Source organism: Pseudarthrobacter sp. MOO13 (genome assembly GCF_058267655.1).
Genome location: NZ_CM177848.1, coordinates 3,040,939 through 3,063,064 on the forward strand (window position 1 = coordinate 3,040,939; position 22,126 = coordinate 3,063,064).

The window sequence follows — 22,126 nt, forward strand, 5'->3', positions numbered from 1 at the left end:
GCCCCCCGGCTCCTCCAATACCTGCAGGTGCCGCTGCGCGCGGCGAAAAAGTCCTTGTCTTCTCCCGCAGGCTCAAGCATGTACGACCCTCCTAAGGTGTTCTGTGTGCATCACCGAAAGGTCAATCAGTTGTTGCACCGTAAGGCTCTGAACCTTTTTGGACCTGTAGATGAAGTTGGGATCAAAGTGGCCAAAAGGGCCCTCCGGCTTTGAAGTGGCGGACACCGCCACATTTGCAGTACCGAGGACGTGGTCCACGTGTTCAAACGAGAAGAATGCAGGGTAACGGCGCGCGAACTCTGCACGTTTCATTTTTGCCGCTGATCCTACGCCCGCCAGATGGTCGAGTATCAGGGCAAGGCTAAGCACACCGCCCTGATACTGCCACCCGGCCCGAACAGCCACACCATCGACGGCAACGTACATAAACCATGACACCCTTGGGAGCGAATGGCTCAGACCCGCTTCCACACCATCCGCGGGGACATCCCGCCGTTCCAGCTCATGCCGCAGCACAGCCCCGGTATGAGCCGCTCGCGCCTTCCCTAAACCGGTCACAGCCTGCTTTGGCAACCCCGGCGGGATCGAGTCGGGGGGCAGGAAGGCCTCTTCATCCGGTCCCGCCACCGCTGCCTGCGCCATCATGGCAGCCACGCCGCGAAGAACTGTGCAGTATCGAAGGACGGTCTCCACCTCGTAGCTGGGGTCCACCCCGTCAAAGGCGAGCTCAAGTGACTCTGCCAAGCGTTCAAAGCTCAGATGCTGCCATACAATGACATGCCCGTTTTTGGTCTGCTCTGCAGTGACGTACCCCTGCTCCAGAAAACTGTGTCGCGTCGGGCTGAGTAGCACTGTGCCGCCAACTGGTACCTTGCATTTGGCGAGCTTGGCAGCGTAGCGGTCCAGCTGTCCCGGCGACGGCACAGCAAAGACCTTGTTTTCGATGACCAGAGCACGACGGTCAGGCCAGTGCATGACAAGGTCAAGGTTTTCACGCTCACGCTCTACGAACCTCATACCCGAACCTCCGGCACCCCCGTTGCTAAGCGGCCCGAAAACATCGTCTGCCTGCCCGGGAAACGCGTCGAAGATCCAGGCAATCATGTTGCTGTGGAACAGCTCGCTGTTGCCGAACATGATCCTTCCGAGCGCCTCTTCCTGGAGAGAAACCGAAACGTCCAGAACTGACTGTTCCTCTGCCGGGGGGACCCCATCCAGATACAGCCGGACGGGATTCGCAGCTCCCTTGGGCGGAGCCAGGTGCCGGACGGAAAGCCCCAGCCATGACCTGGTTTCCTCGGTCTCATGCCCTTGGAAATACCAGCGGTTCTTTCCGTCTTTCTCCGTCCGGGGCGCCTCCGGTTCCTCCGATTCACCCCAACGGTCAATCTCGAATGCCGAACGAACCACGCCGTCCGCGATTCCCAGCGCTATTTCAGACTTCGCTCGGCTGACAGCGCCGATCTTCCAGTTACCCCGCGTCGCGTCGTGCAGCCGCTGACTCGACACTCCCTCGGCAAAGGTTTTGCTGATCACAAACATCACCACCGGGCGGCCTATCGCCGGCAATGGATTCTGCTCCAAATCATGCTCACTGGCCTGTTTCATAACTTCCCCATATCAGTTACTGCGTTCGCGCAGGTGTACTTCTTTAGACCATACGTTTCAATGTGATGAGCCCAGAGATCATGAGGCCCCGGATCCCCCATCGTGGTCAACCCCGCACCCACAACCGCGACGGTCTCCCCCGCGTCCCGTCTGACATCTGCCCCGTCGCGGCCAGCTTCGGCTCCATAAACCGGCGGAAAGTGTCTCGCATCAAAGGTGCGCCAGCCACCACCTCGTGCAGCTCCCGCAGATCCTTCAAAGTGAACGGCTCATCCAGAAGCGCCCCAGGATCCGGCGTCTCCGCGTAGGCAGCCTGCAACCACTCCACAGCCTTGGCCACGATGTCTGCATGTCCATAAGGAAGCCCGGCGATCACCTCCGGTTCCGCCGTCATCGAAGCCAGCCGGACGCCGTCGGACGTCAACGCCTCCTCCAAGTTCGCCAGCGGCACCACGTCCATGTGCGCCACCGACAGCACCCAGCCGCGGTCATCACGGCCAGGTTCGTCAAGCACCTGCAGCTGCCGCGGCACCCGCCCGGAGATCCCGGCCTTCTCCCGCAGGCACCGGAGCACAGCGTCCGCCAAGGTCTCCCGTTCCCGCAGGAAAGTTCCCGGGAGGGCCCACTTTCCGTGCTGGTGATCCTCCTCGCGGCGCACCAACAGTACGCAGACACTTCCCTCGGAAACGGTCAGCACCGCGGTATCCACTGCCACCGAAGGCCGCGGGAAGTCGAGCAGGGACGGAGCAGTGCCGTTCTGGGAATCCTTCACACCTCCATTTATCGCAGTCTTGCGCTAAAGAAGCAACCCGTGCATACTGACGTCAATTAGCGCAGAAATGCGATAAATAATCAGGAGGTCTTCATGAAAGTTCCCCAGCTCCACGTCGGCGCCGGCAGCAGCCTCGGCCCGCTCAGCATCTTCCCCGTCTGGACCTCCGCCCCCGGAAGCCTCGGCATCAGCACCGGCACCCACGCCGACGTCGCCGTCACCGAACTCGCCCGCGGCGCCCAGGTGTCCCGCCTCACCGTCACCAACAACGGCCCGCACCCGGCACTGCTGCTGGAAGGCGAGCTGCTCGAAGGCGGCCAGCAGCACCGGACCTGCGCCCGCGACGTCGTCCTCGGCCCGGGCGAAACCCGCGACATCGATACGTTCTGCGTCGAGGCCGGCCGCTGGGAGGACGGGCAAACCAGCCACCGCCGGCAGGCACGGCGCGCTCCGCTGAACGTCTGGTCCGAGCTGGCCAACGGTATGAACGGGCAGCGGGGAGGGAACCGACAGGACCGGATCTGGGAACGGGTCCGCCGCTTCGACGCCGCCCGGGGCGTCTCCGCCACCAGCTCCCTCCTCCAGCACCTGGACTGGTTCAAGGACGACAAAGAGGAACGCAACCGGTTCAGCGCCGCGGACGCTCCCGCCCCGCTGGAAGGCCAGCGCGGCGTGGTGATCGGCCTGGCCCGGCAGCCGCTGCTCCTGGAGGTCTTCGGCACCCACTCGCTCTTCCGCCGCCACTACCGGCAGCTGATCGAGTCTGCGCTGCTGGACCTTGAGCTTCTGCCACCCGAGGAACTCGCCTCCGGGCCGATGCCCGGCCAGCGCGCCCGCGACTTCGCCGCCCAGGTGCAGGCGATGGACTTCGGATCGTTCGACGGTGACGCTGCGGCTGTGGAGGTACGGAACCATGGCTCGTTCCGGAGCCGCAACGTCATCCGTGCCGCCGGGGCGGTCACCGCTGCCGGCATCGCCGTCGCACTCCCCCAGCGCTCACCCCAGCTCGCCCATCTGGCCGGCTGGAACACCCACCACCCCCTGATGGAGATGGCATGAAACTGAACCCCCTGCAGAATGACCGCGCGGCCGGCGTCCTCGTCGCCATGGCCGCCGGCGACGCCCTCGGAGCCGGCTACGAATTCGGTGCCCCGCTGCCGGACGGCACCGAAGTCAGTATGAAGGGCGGCGGCCCGTTCGGGTTCGCTCCCGCCGAATGGACCGATGACACGTCGATGGCCATCCCGATCGCCGAAGCGCTGCTGGAGTCCGCGGCCGACGGCGGCTCCTCCCCTGCGTGGCTCACAGGCGTGGTGCGGGCGTGGACTGCCTGGGCGGCCGAGGCGAAGGACGTGGGGGCGCAGACAAGTTCGGTGGTAGCTGCTGCCCGGCGGCTGGCTGCTGCTTCTGGCCGCGAGATCCAGGCCGCTGACTTCATTGCCGCAGCCGCCGACTTTCATGCCCGGACCGGCCGCAGCGCCGGCAACGGGTCCCTGATGCGCACTGCTCCCCTTGCCCCCGCGTACCTAGACCGGGAGCCCGCCGAACTGATGGCTGCCGCCGGCGAGCTCAGTGCCCTGACCCACGCCGATCCTGACGCGCAGGAGGCCTGCGGTCTGTGGTGCGTTGCCATCCGTCATGCTGTCCTCACCGGTGTGCTCGATGTCCGGGCCGGACTGCCGCTGCTGCCCGCCGAACGGGCTTCCGCGTGGCTGGAGCGGATCGAGACGGCGGAGCGGTCCCGGTCCCGCGACTTCACCCGCAACGGTTGGGTGGTTGAGGCATTCCAGGGTGCGTGGAGCGCCATCCAGTACGCGGGTTTGTCCGCGGTTGGCCCGACCCATCTTCGGGCTGCCTTGAAGGAGGCGGTGCGTGGCGGTCGGGACACCGACACGGTGGCCGCCATCGCCGGCGGCCTGGTGGGAGCGGCTTACGGCTACACCGCGGTGCCATTCGAGTGGCGCCGGCGGCTTCACGGCTGGCCCGGGATGCGGGCGCGTGACCTGATGGTCCTGGGCATGGAGCTGGGACGCGACGAGGGCCGCCGGCAGCTGTCCTGGCCGCGGGCGGAACGGCACGACTACAGCATGTGGAGTCGTACGGACTCCCTGGTCCAGCACCCACACGACGACGGGGTGTGGCTGGGTGGGGTCGGTGCACTTGAGTGCGTGGCTGAGTTGGGCATCGACGCGGTGGTGTCGCTCTGCCGGCTGGGCACGCTGGATGCGCCAGGCGTGGCACCGGAGGACCATGCAACTTTCTGGGTAGTCGATTCGGCTGATAAAAACGACAACGCACATGCCGCCTTTGTCCTTGGGGAGGCGGCGGCCGCCGTCGAACGCTTCCGGGCGGAGGGCAAAACCGTCCTGCTGCACTGCGTCCGGGCGGAGTCCCGCACCCCTACAGTTGCCGCCCTGTATGGCGCTCGTGTTGCCGGCATTTCCGCCATGGACGCGTTGGCAGACCTACAGCGCGTTCTGCCCGGCGCGCGGCCGAACCCGCTGTTCGTGCGGTTGCTGAAAGAAGCCGGGCCTGCCGTCAGGTCATAAGGACGACGGCGCGGAGCAGTTGCCAAACAATGTCGGCGGGAGCTGATAAGAATGATTTGGCATCAGAGGCGATGCCGCTTTGGCGCTCAGAATGGGGAGAGTTGCACTTGGGGGAACATGAGCCGACGTCTCACGGACGTCAGCTAGATCGGCACCGGATTGCTAGCCGGGCAGTGAAGGCCTACCAGGCCGGTGACCCGCTGCAGCGCATTGCCGCCGACGCCGCAATGAGAACGTACGACATGCTTCGCCTCCTCAGCAGGCGAGTAGCGGATCAAAGTGAGCAACTGCGGTCCCAAGCCCTTCGCAGGCGATGCTCTGCAACTGCTGACGTTCTGCGTAAGGATGCCTACCGAGTTGTCCAACTTTTAGACGCTGGAATTGAAAGCTCTGATATTCCGAGAATTCTCGCCGCTCTCGGCGCCACGATCGACATCGACATTGCTGCAGAGCTATTGAAGAGTCCTGACCTTCTCGTAGACCCCGCCCTTCGTCGAAGACCATTTATGGTCACCGACATGATGTGGTTGCGCTACGTCACGGGGTATCACCGAGGCATCGAACCGAATTACGAGCTGGCACTGGATAAGGTTCCGTTGCCCGAAATTCATGGTTTTCGAATAATCCTGTCCGAGGCACTCTCGCGGCAACAGGTCGGTCAGGTCATCGCTCTCATCGAAACAACGACTGCGGCGATGGACGCCGGCGACGACGAAGGCATTTCCTTCTCTCAGTATCAAGAGACGAGGGAAGCCATCATTCGTATATCGAGCGGCGAGGGGAACCCCCTGTCCCCGCCCCCGGCCGAACGGATCCGCGAGGGAACGACGGGGAGATCATGGCACTTGGCTCTTGAATGTGTCGGCATGAAGTTTCCGGCTTTGGAGGGTGGATTCGGCGCCGCCGACTACGTCGACGCTTCTCAGGCGTACCGCGCCACAGAGGGTCTCTTCGGGTCCCCGAAAGATGTCGCCAGTTACGACAGTTGGATGATCGCCGAAGTGGCCGCGGGTCGGGATCGTCCCTCTGCGGTGGCCATAGGACGGCACTTTGGCGCTTGGGAATCTGTGATCGGCGCCTGCGTTCCACTGGAAGAAGATGAGTTCCGCGGGATCGTCAGCCACTTGAGAACCGAGGCTGCGGCCGACAAGGCTTGGGCCCGAGCAGGAGAACTCATCAACGAAGTGCTCCGAACCATACCGTGGAACTCCTTCCTCAGCATTCAATATGGGGACGGCGCTGATGGACGCCCTCAGCCGTATGCCCAGATCACACCGGGGCCCGATGGGGCCTGGTGCGAGGTCGTTTCCGAGCAATTCCTTCAACCGGACGACTGGCCGATTTATCCCGAGCATCTGCTGGAACACGGTTGGTCGAAACCCGATGTAGAGGTCCCCAACTGGTACAAAGAAGCCGTCCCGCTGGAGGACGCCGGCCATGTCACCCTTGAGGGGCTCAGAAACGGCAGGTCTTGCTATGACGCTGACGAGCTTCGATGGCACACCGGGAGTTTCCCCTCGGGAACCAACCCGGACGGTGACGTCACAGTGGCAGACGTCCTGAAAGGATCCGTGCAAACCCTCCGCAATGCCAGCTGAATTCCCATTTTGAGTAGAAGGACCAGCATGACACTCCCCACGATCCTCACCGAAGGCAATGAAGAAGAAGCGGCCCGTCTCGTGGCCGCTTACTATCGGCGCCTACCAGACGGCCTTCCTGCCTACACAGGTAGCTACTTCAACTCATGGGCGGGAGGTGGGGACTCAGGCGAGAATCGGGATTCGATTACGGCCGACGATCTTGTAGCCGTCTCATTTCTGGCGGTGGATATACCGGGCGAAGCTGCCATCGGCATCCTGGACACGCATAGAGTACAAATTTCGGGTCTCCTAGCCAAAATTCCTGCCGACCGAGACCTTGCCGAGATACCCTCCGTCGAATTCGCGGATACCTTTGGCCCGGACAGCCCCGCGACTCAACTGTGGCATCTACTTCGCGGCCGCGATACCGGCAGATGGGGCGTGGGAGAGACAAAGACCAGCAAAATTATGGCTCGTAAACGTCCTCGGCTGGTTCCGATCTACGACTCAGTGGTTGGCCCGCTCATGGGCCTCAATGGAAATTCGATAGGCCAGTGGTCCACCTGGCACAACGCTTTCATGGAGGATCCTGGCCTATCGCCACGTTTGCGGCAGATACGCGATAAATCCGGAATCGAAGAACCGATCTCTGACCTCCGAGTTATGGACATCGTCCTATGGATGGATGGGAAACAGCGTCCATCGTCTGCAGCAACTAGCGAGACCTAGAGCACCGGAAGAGTCATGCCCCTATACCTCGAAGAACTTGCGTTGAGCGTTGCTCGGTGTAGTGAACTTGTGCGTGCTGCTACGGACACGGAAGAGGGCCGAGCCCACCCCTGCCGAAAGATCGTGGACTCGCAGGATGGATTTGCTGGCCCATTTCAAGTGCCAGAAGCTTGGGCCGGCAATTTGGCGTCGGCCCGTATCGTGTACCTGTCCTCGAACCCGGCCATTAGTGCGGGCAATCCAGCTGCCAGATGGCGCGCGAAGCGCGTAGCCGAAAAGTACCCCACTGTGGACTGGAGTGACGCCGACATCGCGGACTTCATGATTAGCCGTTTCGACCTGGAACATGGATGGGTCCTGAACCGCCGGCATCGAAAGGTGGAAACAGCGGACGGCCCCGCATGGGGTACTCCGGAGCCGTACTGGGGATGGGTGGAGAAGCAGACTAACGCGCTCATCGGGGCAGGAGCCCCGTGGTACGAGCATGCTGTAATGACGGAAGTTGTCCACTGCAAATCCAACGGCGAGGAGGGTGTCGCCCAGGCCGCGCCGCTGTGCTCCAGGAAGCATATGGACCGCATTCTTGCATCGTCACCGGCAGGGCTCGTTGTGGTCGTTGGCAGCAAAGCCGCGCAGGCTCTCAAGCTCGCCTATCCGAACAACTTTGGTCAGCGACCATTGTTCGGGAAGTACACCGACCACGGCGCGCCCTACCCGGATCAGAACCTCATTCATATAGAGCTCGGCGGACGGGACCGACTTGTCTGCTTCCTAAAGCATCCAAGTTCACACGGCGCAAAACCCTCATTCTCGTCTAGTTACCCTGAATCCCTCGATCGGCTACGGCTGGCAGCGAAGGGAATTCTATGAGGTGCATTCCGGAGGAACCGGACTTCGGCGAAGGACATCACGCGGAAAAGGCCGTGTGGACGGCACTTAAGAACAGCCTCCCCGATGACTGCGTCCTTGCCCACTCGGTCCAGGTCCGCGACGGCCGGAACGAATACGAAATTGACCTGCTGGTCCTCTGGCCCAACGTTGGCATGGCTGCGATCGAGGTCAAGGGCGGCCAGGTCAGCATCACGGACGGGCAGTGGTACCAGTCGGACCGCACCCAGAGACGCAAGATCCAAAGCCCCGTGGCGCAGTCCCAGAGCTCACTCCACGCCCTCAAGAACTGGCTGGAGAACCAGCTCGGTGCGCGCCTGAGCAGCCGCTGCGTCTACATGGTCAGCCTGCCCTACACCGACATTCCGCGGGACTGGACCATGGCAGGCTGCCCCCGGTCGCTCATCCTCGACCAGACCGGCAGCAAGTCCCCCGCCGACCTCGTCCGCCAAGCCATCGAAAACGAAGGCGGCGGCGCCTCCCCGCTGGCCCCGGCCTTCCTGGAACGCATCGTCCGCAAGCTGGGCGGAAACCTGGACACCGCCGTCGTACCTTCCACCACCTCGCAGGAGGACGAGGCAGAGCAGGATCACCTCACGGAACGCCAGTCCGTGCTGCTCCAGGCAACCCGCTCACTCAACAGGGTCCGTTTCACCGGCGGCGCGGGCAGCGGAAAGACGTGGCTCGCCGTCGAGAAGGCCAAGCTGCTCAGCAAGCAGGGCAAACGCGTAGGCCTCTTCTGCTACAACAAAGGCCTCGGGCAATACCTCCAGGACCGCGTCGGGACATGGAAGCGGCAAGCCAAGCCGGTGTTCACGGGCGAGTTCCACGAATACGTGCGCGGGCTGGGAGTCCCGGACGGCTCGGGGCAGGACTATTTCGACGTCGAGATGCCCCGCCTCCTGAAGGAGCTGGCAGCCGGACTGGAGCCGCACGAGCGGCTGGACGCCGTCGTCGTCGATGAAGCGCAGGACTTCGCGCCCCTGTGGTGGGACGCCCTTCTCGCGTGCACCAGCGACCCGGACGCGGGTGAGGTATACGCGTTCATGGACGACCGGCAGGACGTCTACCGGCGCTGGGGAGGCGCGACGGCGGACCTCACCAGCGGGCCGATGGCCACCTTCGTGCCCATCCACATCGACGATAACCTCCGGAATACCGTCAAGATCGCTGAGACGTTCAAGCCATTCGCCGGCGAATACTTCAAGCCCCGCGGAAGCACGGGCCTGCCCGTCCGGTTCGTGGACTGCCCAACCGAGGATGCGCTCGAGATCGCCGGGGACTGCCTGGATTCGCTGATCGACGAGGGCTGGGCGAACAACCAGATCGCGCTTCTCACCACCAAGGACCGCCACCCCATCCATTTGGACTACTTTAAGCGCGGCGCCACGGAAGAGTACTGGCGGGACTTCCACGCCAACGACGGTGAGTTCTACGGCCATGTGCTGGGTTTCAAGGGCCTGGAACGGTCTGTTGTTGTTCTTTGCGTGAACGGTTTCAAGGACATGGACCGGGCCCGGGAACAGCTCTACGTCGGGCTGTCCCGGGCACGCAGCCTACTGGTGGTTGTGGGTGATTCCGGGCTGCTGGAGGAGGCCGGCGGACGCGAACTCAAGCTCGCGCTGTCCCGGAGCCAGGCGTGGAATCCTGTGCTGAAAAACGGTTAGTGGCGCTGCTCACCTAAATTGTCGGTGCCCCGCAATACTCTTCAGGCACCAGATCAGAACCGTCCAATGGGGGATGAAATGCCAGAACTAGCCGACGCCGGGTCCCACCCGGTCGCGACGCTTCCGCGGGTGCCCGTCCAAGCTCCGCCCGCGGCGGTGCCTGCCTCCTACGACTACGGCTTCCTGTATCCGTGGCAGCAGGAGGCACTGAAGGCCTGGCACTCGAATGCGCGCCGCGGCGTGGTGGAGGCCGTGACCGGTTCCGGCAAGACGCGCGTCGGGATCGCCGCCGCTTTCGAGGCAGTCCGGCAGGGCATCAAAGTCCTGATCCTGGTGCCAACAGCCGAGCTGCAGCGCCAATGGCTGGTCTCCCTGCGCCGGGACCTGCCCGCCGCACGGCGCGGTGCCCTTGGCGACGGCCGGTCCGATTCCCTCGATGACGTGGACATCCTCGTCGCCATCGTTCACTCGGCGTCCAACCGGGAGACCCTCCGCTCGCACAAGGCCGGACTGATCATCGCTGATGAGTGCCACCGTTATGCCGCGCCCATGTTTACCGGTGCCCTGCAGGAAGGGTACGCATGGCGGCTTGGGCTCACAGCTACCTTCGAAAGGGCGGACGGTGAGCACGCGAACCTCCTGACGCCCTACTTCGGCGGCGTCATCTACAACCTCTGGTATGACCGTGCGCTGAAGGACCAGGTCATCGCCCCGTTCGACATCGCTTTGGCCGGTGTTGATCTGACGCCGTCGGAACAGAATGACTATGACGAGTTCTCGACGGTGATGGTGGAGGCGGCGCGGAACCTGGAGACGTACGCCGGCATCTCGCGGCGGCCCTTCCCCCAGTTCATCACTGCCGTGGCCGCGCTGGCCGCTTCGGATTCGCCCAGCCGGGAAGCAACCATCGCGCGCAGGTACATGCGGGCAATGTCCTCGCGGCTCACCCTGCTGGCCGAAGCCAAGACGAAGTATCTGGCGCTGGCAGCACTCAAGGAAACGGTTGATGGCTCCAATGGGACCTTGGTTTTCACCCAGACCCAAGATTCCGCGCGGCGGGCCCAGGAGCTGTATACGTCCCTCGGCTCAACAGCCTCTGCGGTGTTCAGCGGCATGAGCAAGGACGACCGCCGGCATGGCCTGGAGGATTTCCGTACCGGCGCATCGCAGGTTCTGACCGCGCCACGGCTCCTCGACGAAGGCATCGACGTCCCGGAGGCCGACCTCGGGATCATCGTTGCCGCCAACCGCAGCCAACGGCAGATGGTGCAGCGGCTCGGCCGTGTCATCCGCAAGAAGGCCGACGGACGGCCTGGACGCTTGGTTGTCCTGTACTCCAAGGGCACGGTGGAGGACCCAGACGTCCAGGGCGAGGAATTTCTAGGGAAGGTTTTGCCGTTCGCCCGCAACGTAGGTTTTTTCGACATCAAGACAGACCTGAACGGGTTGCAGGAGTTCCTTCGCCAGGCCGAACCTGAAGAGGCATCACTGCCCCGGACTGGCGGGACCACAACGGGCACGCCCGGGAACGGCGCTGGACCGGAGTGCGGCACTGCGCCTGAGCCGGTGGTGGGGCCCGCTGCGGAGGAGGACGAGAGCGCACCGACGTCGTTTGATCTTGGCGACTCCGATTGGCTCGAGGAGCTCCAAGGGCTCGAGGGCTTCAGCGACGACGGGGTTTCGGATTACCTGCAGCGGGCAGGCCGCGCGGATTTGCTGACAGCCGAGCAGGAAGTGGAGCTCGCGAAAGACATCGAGGCTGGCCTCTATGCTGCGCACCTGCTGGCGGACGGCACCGCACGTGGCCGCAAAGAATCCCGGGAACTCCGCACGATTGCCTTGCTCGGCGAACGCGCCGCGGAGGCCCTGCTCGAGGCGAACCTCCGGCTGGTCATTTCCATCGCCAAGAAGTACGTGAATCAGGGCATGGACCTGCTGGACCTGATCCAGGAGGGGAACATCGGCCTACACCGGGCAGTCTGCAAGTTCGACTACACCCTGGGTTTCAAGTTCTCCACATACGCGACCTGGTGGATCCGGCAAGCTGTCACCCGGGCGCTGGCCGACCAAGCGCGGGTTATCCGACTTCCGGTCCACATGGTCGAGCAGATCCACAAGGTGCAGGCAAGTCAGCGTGACGCTACCCGGAAGGGCCTCGAATACAGCCTTGAGGAACTCGGCAAGCTGACGGACCAGTCGGCTGAGAAAGTGGAGCATCTACTTGCGCTGAACCAGCCCGTGCGTTCGCTGGACTACCTTGTATCGGACGGCAGGGGCGGCCTGGAGCCGCTGGCCGACCAGCTCCTCGATCCCTGGCACGTTGATGTTCTTGAGCAGATTGCCAAGGAACAGCTCAAGGCCCAAGTGCACGCGGTCCTCGACACGCTGACTGAACGGGAGGCTGGCGTCATTGCGATGCGCTTCGGCATCGATGACGGCGAGGAAAAGACCCTCGACACCATCGGCAAGGTCTACGGCGTCACGCGGGAGCGCATCCGCCAGATCGAGTCAAAGACCATGGCTTTGCTCAGAGAACCAGAACGCTCCCAGTCCCTTCGTGAATACAACTATGGTGGTGTTGCATGACCAGCACGAATTTCCCCTCCGTGGGCCTCGCTCTAGCGGAGCTCGAAGCAATTGTTAGCCGTGCACAAGCCGCGGATCCGCTGGCGCCTGTAACCATTCTGGTCCCGTCACATGCTTCCGGCCTGGACGTCACCCGGTATCTGGGCAGGACCCTCAACGGGGGTGCTGGAAGCGTGGGCGTCAAAGCGCTCACGCTAAAGGACCTTGCAACCGAACTCATTGCCGAGGACCCTGCGCTGAACGGGCGGCGGCCGCTTCCTCCAGTCCTCCGGCTTGGTGCGGTCAGCAAGGCACTGCTCGCGGAACCGGGGCTCTTCAAGGATGTGGCTGACCAACCGGCCACGGCCCGGGCAATCGCCCGGACAGCTGAGCTTCTCGATGCTGTACCGGACCCCTCTGACGCGCAACTCCCGAACGTGACGCACGAAGTGCTGCGGCTTCACGGGACCGCGCAGGAGGTGTTTAGCCCGCGGTGGTACACGGACCATGAGGCTTTCATTCTCGCCAGCGGCAAACTTGGTAACAGCGCCGTGACGCGCAGGCTGGGCACCATCATTGGATTCATGCTGGGCAGCGAAAAGCGTCCGGCCGAAACGACCTTCCGCGAAACCCTTGAGCGGGCGGGAATGCAGCATCTCGGCGCGGCCGGATCGGTGGAGAGCGTCTCCAAACTGCTGACAGCATCGGACGCCGACGACGAGGTCCGCTCCATTGTCCGTCTTATCGTCGAAAGGCTCGCAGCAGGCGTTCCAGGCCACCGCATCGGAATCTTCTACTCTGCCGCACAACCCTATGCCGCACTGCTCACGCAGCGGCTCGGCCAGGCCGGAGTCACTTTCGTCGGACCATCAGCCAACCGGCTCATGGACTCGCCACTCGCCCGCGGCCTCCTTCAGTTGCTGAAACTGGACCCGCAGGATCTGGACACCCGCGCCATCCTGAACATCCATGCGGAACGGACCTTCTCCTGGCATGGGCAGAAACTGCCCAGTAGCGCAGAATGTGAAAGGTTCTACGCCAATCCACCCGCCGAAGAGGACTATGCAGGAGCAGACACCTCCGCCCAGGCGGACTACCTTAAAAAGTTCAGAATCTTCCAATCTTTCACGGAGGCCCTTGCAGCACGTATAAGCCAGGTCCATGCTGCTGCCACATGGAGTGACGCCTCCAGCTCGTTGGTCTCGCTGCTTGAGGATTTTATGGGTCCCAGGAGCGGTGGCGAACGTCCCGAGAAGAGCTCTGTCCGCAACGCCTTGGTTGAAGCAGCCTCGGAACTTCGTTACCTGGACCAGATCGGCCCGTTGCCGCTTCCCGCACTTATTCAAAGCACCATGGAGGACGCTATCGCCTCGCTAGGTGGCTGGACAGGGAAAAGCGGCACGGGCGTCGTCATCGGCAATTTCGCTGACGCCGTCGCAAGAGACCTGGATGTCATTTTTCTCATTGGGGCTGCCGAAGGGCTTGCACCAGCAAGGATCCGCGAGAACCCCCTGCTTCCGGACAGCGTCCGGGCTATGCTTGGTGGCGCCCTCCCTAGTGTCGAGCAACGTGCGGAAGCCAACAAGGAGCAGTTCTTTGCTGCTCTCGCTGCCGGGTCAGAATGCTTTATCACCAGCCCCCGGGGAGACCTCCGCGGCGCCGGAAGTTACCAAATGTCGCGCTGGATCAACCGCAAGCCCGCTCCACAGGACCAGTTGCAGTCTTTCGCACACGGCATCGAGAACGGCGCGCCGACTACGGGCTCGCTTCCCCCCACGCCACAGGAATGGCGGTTGCGCCGGATTCTCACTGCAGAGGGACGCACGGCATCGCTCCCGGAGGACATTGCGCTCCAGAAAGCGGTGGCTTGCACCCGCGACAGGCGGGATGGCATCTTCTCGAGATTCAACGGCAATCTCGGTGAATATGCCGGGACCGTCGTCAATCCCGAAAAGCCGCTCTCGCCCACACGTCTTGAGGAATGGGTCATCAGCCCGTTCAGCTACTTCGTGAAACACGTCCTGAAGGTCAACGTTTTGGAGGACGTGGCCCTCGAAGTGCAGATTTCGCCTCAGCAGCGCGGCATCCTGGTACACCAAGTCCTTGAAGACTACGTCCGCGGCATCACGAAGGGAGGACTACCGCCTTCATCAGATCGCCTTATGAAGTTGGCAGATGCCGCCTTTGAGGACGCGGCAAATCCCGCGTGGCTCAGGCACGTCTGGGAGCGCAACCAGGCCATGCTCCGTCAGGACCTGAAGCGTGTGCTCGCAGACGATGAGGACAGATTTGTTGAAGGCTGGCAGTACCTTGCAGCAGAAGCAAGTTTCGGGTCGGAAGACGCGGACAGCCACCCGCCGGTCGAGCTGACTCTTGGCGACGGCACTATCGTCCGGTTCCGTGGAAAGGTAGACCGGATCGACCGGAATGCCGATGGAAGCATCCGCGTGATCGATTACAAGACTGGCAAATCAAAAAATTACGAGGCTTTGGAGAAACACCCGACTGCCGCTGGCACCAGATATCAGCTACCGGTCTACGGTCTGTTCGCCCGGACGCTCGCGGACTCTTCGGCCAACGTCGCAGCGGAGTACTGGTTCATATCGAAAGCAGGCGGCTTCGCGAAGATCGGTTACTCCGTGTCTAACGAGGTTTTGGAGCAGCTGCGCGCGGACGCCGGTCTCATCATTTCAGCGCTGCGGAACGGAATCTTCCCGCCCCGGCCTGAGTCTGACCGCTACGTCAACTTCACAACCATGATGGGCGCCCAGGAGCTTGGGCAGCAATGGCTCAAGCTCCAGAACGCTCCCGAACTTGAGCCCTATGCCCAGCTCCTGAAGGCGGAAAAATGAACTCTGACGTAATGGAACTCAAAGACCAGTCGGACCGAGCACTGATCGAGCAAGAGCTCGAAGCGAACATCTTTGTCGAGGCAGGTGCTGGGAGCGGCAAGACGCATGAACTTGTCGAGCGCATCTGCTCGATTGTGGACGCGGGCCTCGAACTGAAAAACGTGGCCGCCATTACGTTCACTGAGAAGGCGGCGGGTGAGCTCCGGGAGCGGGTCCGCCAGCGGCTAACGGACGCCAGCCCCGCGGACCTGCGGCGGCGGGCGCTCGACCAGCTGGATACGGCCCCCATCGGCACCATCCACTCCTTTGCGGCGCGGATCATTAGCGAGCACCCCATCGAGGCGGGTGTTCCACCCCTGATCACTGTTGTAGACGAGCTGCGCTCCCAGATTGCTTTTACTCGACGCTGGGAGGCAGCCCGGCAGAAACTATTCTCTGACGAGTCTTTGAACGACGCCCTTCGCATCCTGCTCGCCGTCGGTGTCTCGCTGGACCACCTGCAAAACGTTGCTGCTGACTTGGACGCTAACTGGGACCGGCTGGAAAGTAATCCTCCCCGCAGGCGCCATATACCGGCCGTAGACCTTGGCCCGCTTCTCCGCCAAACTTCGGACGTCCTCGCACATGCAGACCATTGCTCTGACCCTGCGGACAAGCTGCTAGCTGCCTTCGAACACATAAAGAGCTGGCACGGCCGCCTCTCTAAGGCAGGATCCGGCGAACTGGGCCTGGTCCTCGAGTTGCTCAACGCTGTTCCAAAGAAGGGTTTCAGCTGTGGAAGGAACGCCAACTGGTCAGGCAACATTTCCACTGTTCAGCAGTCCTGCAAGGACTTAGCTGATCAAGCCGTGGCGTTGCGCAACAGCTTCGTCCAACCGGCCGTCGAAACCGTCACGGCCGCTATGGCCGAGGTCCTACTTCAAGCTGCCCGTGATCGCCAGCGCAGCGGCGAGCTCGAATATCACGACCTGCTGATCCACGCCCGCGACCTTCTTGTCGGCCAGGACAAAGAGGCCGTCCATGCTGCCCTGCACAATCGCTACCGCTGCATCATGCTGGATGAGTTCCAGGACACAGACCCCATCCAGGCCGAGCTTGCCACGCGGATCGCAGCAAATGAGGTCTGCGGCCCCGACGGCTGGGAACAGCTCAGCGTACCGCCGGGCCGTCTGTTTACTGTCGGGGATCCGAAGCAGTCCATCTACCGCTTCCGCAGGGCCGACATCGCCACCTACTTGGCTGCTCAGCAACGCTTTGCAAAGGATTCGGACTCCAGAATCGCCTCACTTCAGACCAACTTCCGGTCCACTGGAAGGCTTCTCGAGTGGATCAACGGCACCTTTGGCCAGCTCATCGCACCGAACGGCATGATTCAGCCGGAGTACCGCGCCCTCACTCCTGATCCGCAGCGCCCGGAGTGGCACGATGATTATGGTCCTGCCGTCTCTGTGATCGGACGCGGCGGTGCCCAGGCGGACGAATCGGGTAGAGTCTCCGCGGATGGCATGCGCCGGCAGGAAGCCGCGGACGTTGCCGCAGCCATCAGAATCGCCACCGGATCGGCAGGGGCGCCGCCGTGGCAGAAGCAAAGCAAACGGCCCGGCTTTGATTGTTCGCCCGTTGAGTTGAAGGACATTTGCATCCTGATTCCGACCCGCACCGCCCTCGCGGCCCTGGAAGATGCCTTGGACGACGCTGGCATCGAGTATCGTGCCGAGGCATCCTCTCTGGTCTACTCCACGCAGGAGGTCACCGACCTGCTGCTCGTCATGCGGGCAATCTCCAACACAACGGATGAAGCCGCGTTAGTGCTGTCTCTCCGGTCGGCAATGTTCGGATGCGGTGATGATCAGTTGTTCGAATGGAAGCAGGCCGGAGGACGCTGGAACCTCTTTGCCCCGGCGCCGGAAACAGTAAGAGACACGACTGTGGCGCAATCCATCAGTTATCTTGCGGCACTGTGCCGAGAGATGGAAGTGCTAGCGCCGGCCGAGCTTATGGAGCGTCTGGTTACCGACCGGCGGATGCTGGAAGCAGCCGTAGATGCTCCGCGTTACCGGGATGTCTGGCGCCGACTGCGCTTCGTCATAGACCAGGCCCGGGCATGGACGGAAGCCACGCACGGCGGGCTGCGTGACTATTTGGTGTGGGCGGCAGCCCAACAAGAGGAGAACTCCCGGGTCAAGGAAGCCGTTGTGCCGGAAACGGACGTTCAGGCCGTGAGGATCATGACCATCCATGCTTCCAAGGGACTCGAGTTCCCGGTGGTGATTCTGGCAGGTACGGGATCCGGCCCTAACAATCAGAAGGCTGCTGCCCTGTGGGACCAGGACTCGCAAGTTCAGGTACATTTCATTGGCGACATTCGGTCGGCAGGTTACAAATCTGCTGAGGATGCCGAAAAGGCGTTCGATAATGCCGAGAGGCTCCGCCTCCTTTACGTTGCATGCACTCGCGCGGAAAGCCACCTTCTCGTTTCCCACTACGTAAACGCCAAGGACAGTCTCGGCCAATCCTTGAAGGAGGCAGCTGACGCGGTTCCAGCACCAGATCTCAACATCCCAGAGGACATGCCACTGCATGCAAGAGCAGCCCACAAGGTCCAGCCAGTCGAGCCATTCGAAGTTTGGCAGAAGCGGTGCGATGTCTGGCAGAAGAACGCAGCCCTCGTATCGTCCACCTCCGTCACGGCAATTGCCAAAGGAGCGGACGGCTTTGCCGCGTCTGAGGTCGACGGGACCCCGCATTTTGTGAGCATTGATGAGGACGGCTCGCTGCCGACTCCGGTAGCGACAGCCGGGGAACACGGCAAGGAGTTCGGGACGGCGCTGCACCGGCTGCTTGAGCTAAGTGACCTAAGAGAAAATGAGAACCTCGACGTTCTCGCTGAAAGGATCGCCAGCACCGCCGGACTGTCAGATCCCGTTGGTTTGGCTGAACGTGCCCGTTCTGCACTTCGGAGCGCACCTGTACAGCGTGCGGCTGACCGGAAACACTGGCTTGAGCTTCCCGTGGTCACGACCAGCAACGGAATGACTCTCGAGGGCATCATCGACCTGATGTACCGCGAGGACGACGGAACCCTGGTCATCGCCGACTTCAAGACTGACATCAGTGTCACGCAAGAGACCTTGGCCGCTTACTGGCGTCAGCTGTCGACATATGCGGGCATGATGGAGCGCATCACTGGGCAAAGAGTGAATGAACTGGTGCTGATTTTCTGTAGGGCTGGCGACGCCGAAATCCGTCGTCAGTCTCGAGATGTGGGCGCTGAGGGGAGGGCGTAGGCGTAGGGTGCCGTCACCACCAACGGTGGCGGCACCCGGGGCTCTGACAGGCCCACTTCGGCACGCCCCACTCAACGTGGCCGGTCGTCGGGTAGAGACGCTGTTCCTCCATCACCACGCAACCGGCAAAGTCCGCCTTCGGATATTGCTCCATAACGTCGGGCAGTACCATTCCGTAGATAATGCGCCAAGACTCGTGCCCGCACACGGGGCATCTCCGCGTCGCAGAGGCCCTCTTTGTCTTTTTCTCCCCGGTCATGCAAGCAACATAGCCGCGGCGCCCGACATTCCTCGAGTTACAAAAAGTTCTAAGCTGCCATTTTGGCACCACCTCTCAAGTGCCGCAGTTCCTACGGCCGCCGCTGCCGCACCACTGAGAACCACTCCCGCACCCGGTCCGCGGCCGCCAGCACACCTCGCACGCCAAACTTCAGCCCAAAGTGAGTCAGCAACACCTATCGGGCCCAGTAACGTTCCTCGCCACACGGACGCCGGCGGCGCGTTTGAGGATGCTGATCCTAGCTCCAGTAAGCTCCTCCTATGGAATTAAACAGAGCTCTAGAACAACACATCGCAGTGTTTGGCGAGAGCGGCAGCGGCAAAACCGTCATGCTCTCCTCGTTTTACGGGGCGACACAGGAGCCGCGATACCTTCAGAAGAGCCTGTTTCATGTCCTGCCTGATGATGTAGGCCAAGGCAACCGGCTGCACAGGAACTACCTCGGGATGAGGAATTCGGCGCGGCTCCCCGAGCCCACCCGTTTCGCCGCCACTTCTTACGCATTCTCGGTGAAGCTCAAGGATGAGGCTGACGCCGAGTTGATGAAAGCCAAGCCTTTTGACGCCTTGCGCCTGGTCTGGCACGACTACCCCGGTGAATGGTTTGAGGAGGACGTAAGCGGTCCTGAGGAGGCCCAACGCAGGATTGACACCTTCAAAGCGCTGCTGGGCTCCGATGTCGCACTTTTGCTCATCGACGGTCAACGATTGTTGGACAACTCCGGCGAAGAAGAGCGCTATCTTAAGTCGTTATTCACCAACTTTCGCAACGGGCTGCTCTCTTTGAAGAGTGAGCTTTTGGAAGACGGCAAACCTCTCGTTGAGTTCCCCCGCATTTGGATCTTGGCGCTTTCGAAGTCAGATCTATTGCCGAAACTTGATGTGTTCAAGTTCCGTGATCTCCTAATCGAAAAGGCCTCGGAGGACATCGATGAACTGCGTAAAGTCATCGCTGGGCTCGTCGAGGCCAACGGCGCCTTGTCGGTGGGCGAGGACTTTGTGCTTCTTTCATCCGCGAAGTTTGAGTCGGGCAAGATTGAGGTGACCAAGCGCGTTGGCGTGGACCTCATCCTTCCCTTGGCCGCCGTGCTCCCATTCGAGCGACACACCCGATGGGCTGAGGCGCTGCACATACCGGGCAAGGTGCTTGAGAACTTACTGCGCGGCGCCGGACCTTTTGCCGCAGTCCTGATGGGAAGTAAGGGCATCTTGCCAGGACCCCTCGGTTTTCTGCAGAAGCTTGTCGGCCCCGACTTCATAAAGGACGCGGTAAACCTCGCCGCGGACAAACTGAGTGCTATCAACGCGGAAGCCGTCGCCAAGCGCGACTACCTCACGGCCACGTTAACGCGCTTCAAGATGGACCTAACCCAAGGTGAAGCGGACCGGACCCTGTTGAGGAGCCGTAGGTGAAGCTCATCTGGGCAACCCGCGGGCGGACGTGGGGTTTCCGTTTCCTTCGTGATGGGGGATTCCCAGATCCACTCGTGGAGTACGACAAGGCCTTCTCGAATGTGGAAGGCGAGTCGGAAGTCTGTCGCCGCGTTGGCGACACAGTGGCTCTTCGTTTCCCCGATCCTTCAGGATGGCAGGACGCGGCCGGCAGAGTCATCCCCCATGAATTCGTCGTTTTCCCGCCCCTTACTGAAGGGATCGACTCCCTCGAGGACGGTATTCGCGTAGTCTGGCCCATTGTTGCATCCGAATTCGCCCGGGTGTGGGAATTACCCAAGCCGCCCTCGGCCTAATGCGCATTGCTTGAAATGAAGATTTTCCCGGTCAGGACCTGCGCGACCGTACGATCAACCAGGGCGGCAGTCGAAGGGCGCGCCCGATAAAAACGGGACGCGCCCTTCCTGTACCCCGGGCCCCGGAGCGGCTCAGAGTTCTGATTCAGTCGACGAGCACCCGGGGCTTGGCTTGATCAGTTGCTTCAGCAGCGACGGAAACCTTCCGGTTCCGGTGGTTCAACCAGCATCCCACTGTAAGAACCGCCACGAGCCCGAAGGTACTCAGGAGCTGGGGCCGGGAGTCCTCCCCGATGAAGCCCACGGTGAAAATCGCCGCGAGGATAACCAGACCAACCACAGTCAGCCACGGGAACCCTGGCATCCGCAGGGGCAGCTCCGTCCCGTCGCGGTCGGCGCGGAGGCGCAGCCCGAGCTGGGCCAGGAGCGCGGACGTCCACACCAGCAGGCAGGTTGAGCCCACGATGTTGAGCAGGACGCCAAGGACCATCTCGGGGAAGGCCAGCTCCAGGACCACGGTGACAACGCCAAAGGCAACGCTGGCCAGGACTGCAACAACCGGAACCCGAGCCTTGGACACGGCAGCGAGCAGGCGCGGCGCTTCGCCGCGTTCGGCCAGCGAGAACGCCATCCGGGACGCGCCGTAGAGGTTGGCGTTGAGCGCGGAGAGCAGTGCCGCGACGGCTACCAAGGTGATGGCGGTGGCGGCCCCCGGCATACCGGCGGCATCAAGCACCGCGGCGAACGGGCTCTTCAGCCCCTCCGAGCCCACGGGAACCACCGCGGCGATTACGAAGATGGCACCGATGTAGAAGACCAGGATGCGCCACAGCACCGTGCGGACTGCCTTCTTCACGCTGCGGGCCGGCTCGGCGGTCTCGGCTGCCGCCACGGACACGATCTCGGTGCCGCCGAACGCGAACGCCACCACGAACAGGGCCGTCGCAATCCCGCCGAAGCCGCTCGGCGCGAAGCCCTCCCCCATGAAGTTGGCCAGGCCCGGCGACTGGACGCCGGGAATCAGGCCGAAGAGCAGCGCAAAGCCCACCAGGAGGAACCCGACGATCGCCGCCACCTTGAGCAGGGCGAACCAGAACTCGAACTCACCGAAGTTCTTCACGCTGGTCAGGTTCACGGCGGTGAGCACCACGATGAACACCAGGGCCATCAGCCAGACCGGCAGCGCCGGGAAGATCGTGGCCAACAGACCGGCAGCGCCCAGCGCCTCGGCGGCAATGACCACCACCAGCTGGATCCACCACAGCCAGCCGACCGTGGCGCCGGCCACCGGCCCGTAGGCCTTGGCGGTGTAGACGGAGAAGGCACCGCTGTCCGGGTTGGCGGCGGCCATTTCGCCGAGCGCCCACATCACCAGGATGATGAGCGTGCCGGCCACGAGATAGGAGATCAGCACCGCCGGGCCAGCCGCCTGGATGCCCGCGCCGGAGCCGATGAACAGGCCGGCGCCGATGGCGCTGCCGAGGCCCATCATGGTGAGCTGGCGGGGTTTCAGGACCGCGCCGAGGGCGCGGGCAGACGTCGTTGTCTGTTGTTCCATGGGGATTCCTCTGGGTTGTGGGTGGAACGGGTTGGGGAAAGGTC

General features: G+C 62.5%; 13 protein-coding genes. 10 read left to right on the top strand and 3 right to left on the bottom strand.

What is annotated here, in order from left to right; all coding sequences use genetic code 11:
• Nucleotides 1-72: 72 nt before the first annotated feature.
• Nucleotides 73-1,608, bottom strand: coding sequence for a PD-(D/E)XK nuclease family protein (locus tag AC4EEO_RS13890; protein ID WP_491339075.1), 1,536 nt, complete (start codon nt 1,606-1,608; stop codon nt 73-75).
• 106 nt (nt 1,609-1,714) lie between these two features.
• On the bottom strand, nt 1,715-2,380 hold the full coding sequence (locus AC4EEO_RS13895) for an NUDIX hydrolase (RefSeq protein WP_491339076.1): 666 nt from the start codon (nt 2,378-2,380) through the stop codon (nt 1,715-1,717).
• A 93-nt stretch (nt 2,381-2,473) separates the two neighbouring features.
• On the opposite strand from AC4EEO_RS13895, the gene AC4EEO_RS13900 reads away from it, so the two are divergent.
• From AC4EEO_RS13900 to AC4EEO_RS13945, 10 genes are all read left to right on the top strand, one after another.
• Complete coding sequence (locus tag AC4EEO_RS13900; RefSeq protein ID WP_491339077.1) at nt 2,474-3,439, top strand: ARPP-1 family domain-containing protein; 966 nt, start codon at nt 2,474-2,476, stop codon at nt 3,437-3,439.
• The gene (locus AC4EEO_RS13905; protein ID WP_491339078.1) at nt 3,436-4,929 is read left to right on the top strand and encodes an ADP-ribosylglycohydrolase family protein; all 1,494 of its coding nucleotides are present in this window, start codon (nt 3,436-3,438) and stop codon (nt 4,927-4,929) included. Before AC4EEO_RS13900 ends, AC4EEO_RS13905 begins: the two co-directional genes overlap by 4 nt.
• A 173-nt stretch (nt 4,930-5,102) precedes the next feature.
• Nucleotides 5,103-6,527, top strand: coding sequence for a TY-Chap domain-containing protein (locus AC4EEO_RS13910; RefSeq protein WP_491339079.1), 1,425 nt, complete (start codon nt 5,103-5,105; stop codon nt 6,525-6,527).
• A gap of 27 nt (nt 6,528-6,554) precedes the next feature.
• On the top strand, nt 6,555-7,238 hold the full coding sequence (locus AC4EEO_RS13915; RefSeq protein ID WP_491339080.1) for a DUF6308 family protein: 684 nt from the start codon (nt 6,555-6,557) through the stop codon (nt 7,236-7,238).
• Nucleotides 7,239-7,526: 288 nt separating this feature from the next.
• Nucleotides 7,527-8,108 (top strand): hypothetical protein, encoded by a 582-nt coding sequence (locus AC4EEO_RS13920; protein ID WP_491339081.1) that lies wholly within the window; start codon nt 7,527-7,529, stop codon nt 8,106-8,108.
• The gene (locus tag AC4EEO_RS13925) at nt 8,105-9,793 is read left to right on the top strand and encodes a nuclease-related domain-containing DEAD/DEAH box helicase (RefSeq protein WP_491339082.1); all 1,689 of its coding nucleotides are present in this window, start codon (nt 8,105-8,107) and stop codon (nt 9,791-9,793) included. The genes AC4EEO_RS13920 and AC4EEO_RS13925 overlap by 4 nt, the downstream gene beginning before the upstream one ends.
• A gap of 78 nt (nt 9,794-9,871) precedes the next feature.
• Nucleotides 9,872-12,379: a sigma-70 family RNA polymerase sigma factor gene (locus AC4EEO_RS13930; protein WP_491339083.1), complete on the top strand. Its 2,508-nt coding sequence runs from the start codon at nt 9,872-9,874 to the stop codon at nt 12,377-12,379.
• Nucleotides 12,376-15,210 carry a PD-(D/E)XK nuclease family protein gene (locus tag AC4EEO_RS13935; RefSeq protein ID WP_491339084.1) on the top strand — a complete coding sequence of 945 codons (2,835 nt, stop codon included), beginning with the start codon at nt 12,376-12,378 and terminating at the stop codon, nt 15,208-15,210. The genes AC4EEO_RS13930 and AC4EEO_RS13935 overlap by 4 nt, the downstream gene beginning before the upstream one ends.
• Nucleotides 15,211-15,221: 11 nt before the next feature.
• Nucleotides 15,222-18,497: a UvrD-helicase domain-containing protein gene (locus AC4EEO_RS13940; protein WP_491339085.1), complete on the top strand. Its 3,276-nt coding sequence runs from the start codon at nt 15,222-15,224 to the stop codon at nt 18,495-18,497.
• Between the two features lie 540 nt (nt 18,498-19,037).
• Nucleotides 19,038-20,189, top strand: coding sequence for a TRAFAC clade GTPase domain-containing protein (locus AC4EEO_RS13945; RefSeq protein WP_491339086.1), 1,152 nt, complete (start codon nt 19,038-19,040; stop codon nt 20,187-20,189).
• A 480-nt stretch (nt 20,190-20,669) separates the two neighbouring features.
• Here AC4EEO_RS13945 and AC4EEO_RS13950 read toward each other — a convergent pair whose 3' ends face one another.
• On the bottom strand, nt 20,670-22,082 hold the full coding sequence (locus AC4EEO_RS13950; protein WP_491339087.1) for an amino acid permease: 1,413 nt from the start codon (nt 22,080-22,082) through the stop codon (nt 20,670-20,672).
• Between the last annotated feature and the right edge of the window lie 44 nt (nt 22,083-22,126).

Coding starts and splice junctions, on each gene's coding strand:
- AC4EEO_RS13890 (WP_491339075.1), bottom strand. CDS start 1,608: ATGAAACAGGCCAGTGAGCATGATTTGGAGCAGAATCCATTGCCGGCG.
- AC4EEO_RS13900 (WP_491339077.1), top strand. CDS start 2,474: ATGAAAGTTCCCCAGCTCCACGTCGGCGCCGGCAGCAGCCTCGGCCCG.
- AC4EEO_RS13905 (WP_491339078.1), top strand. CDS start 3,436: ATGAAACTGAACCCCCTGCAGAATGACCGCGCGGCCGGCGTCCTCGTC.
- AC4EEO_RS13915 (WP_491339080.1), top strand. CDS start 6,555: ATGACACTCCCCACGATCCTCACCGAAGGCAATGAAGAAGAAGCGGCC.
- AC4EEO_RS13925 (WP_491339082.1), top strand. CDS start 8,105: ATGAGGTGCATTCCGGAGGAACCGGACTTCGGCGAAGGACATCACGCG.
- AC4EEO_RS13930 (WP_491339083.1), top strand. CDS start 9,872: ATGCCAGAACTAGCCGACGCCGGGTCCCACCCGGTCGCGACGCTTCCG.
- AC4EEO_RS13935 (WP_491339084.1), top strand. CDS start 12,376: ATGACCAGCACGAATTTCCCCTCCGTGGGCCTCGCTCTAGCGGAGCTC.
- AC4EEO_RS13940 (WP_491339085.1), top strand. CDS start 15,222: ATGGAACTCAAAGACCAGTCGGACCGAGCACTGATCGAGCAAGAGCTC.
- AC4EEO_RS13945 (WP_491339086.1), top strand. CDS start 19,038: ATGGAATTAAACAGAGCTCTAGAACAACACATCGCAGTGTTTGGCGAG.
- AC4EEO_RS13950 (WP_491339087.1), bottom strand. CDS start 22,082: ATGGAACAACAGACAACGACGTCTGCCCGCGCCCTCGGCGCGGTCCTG.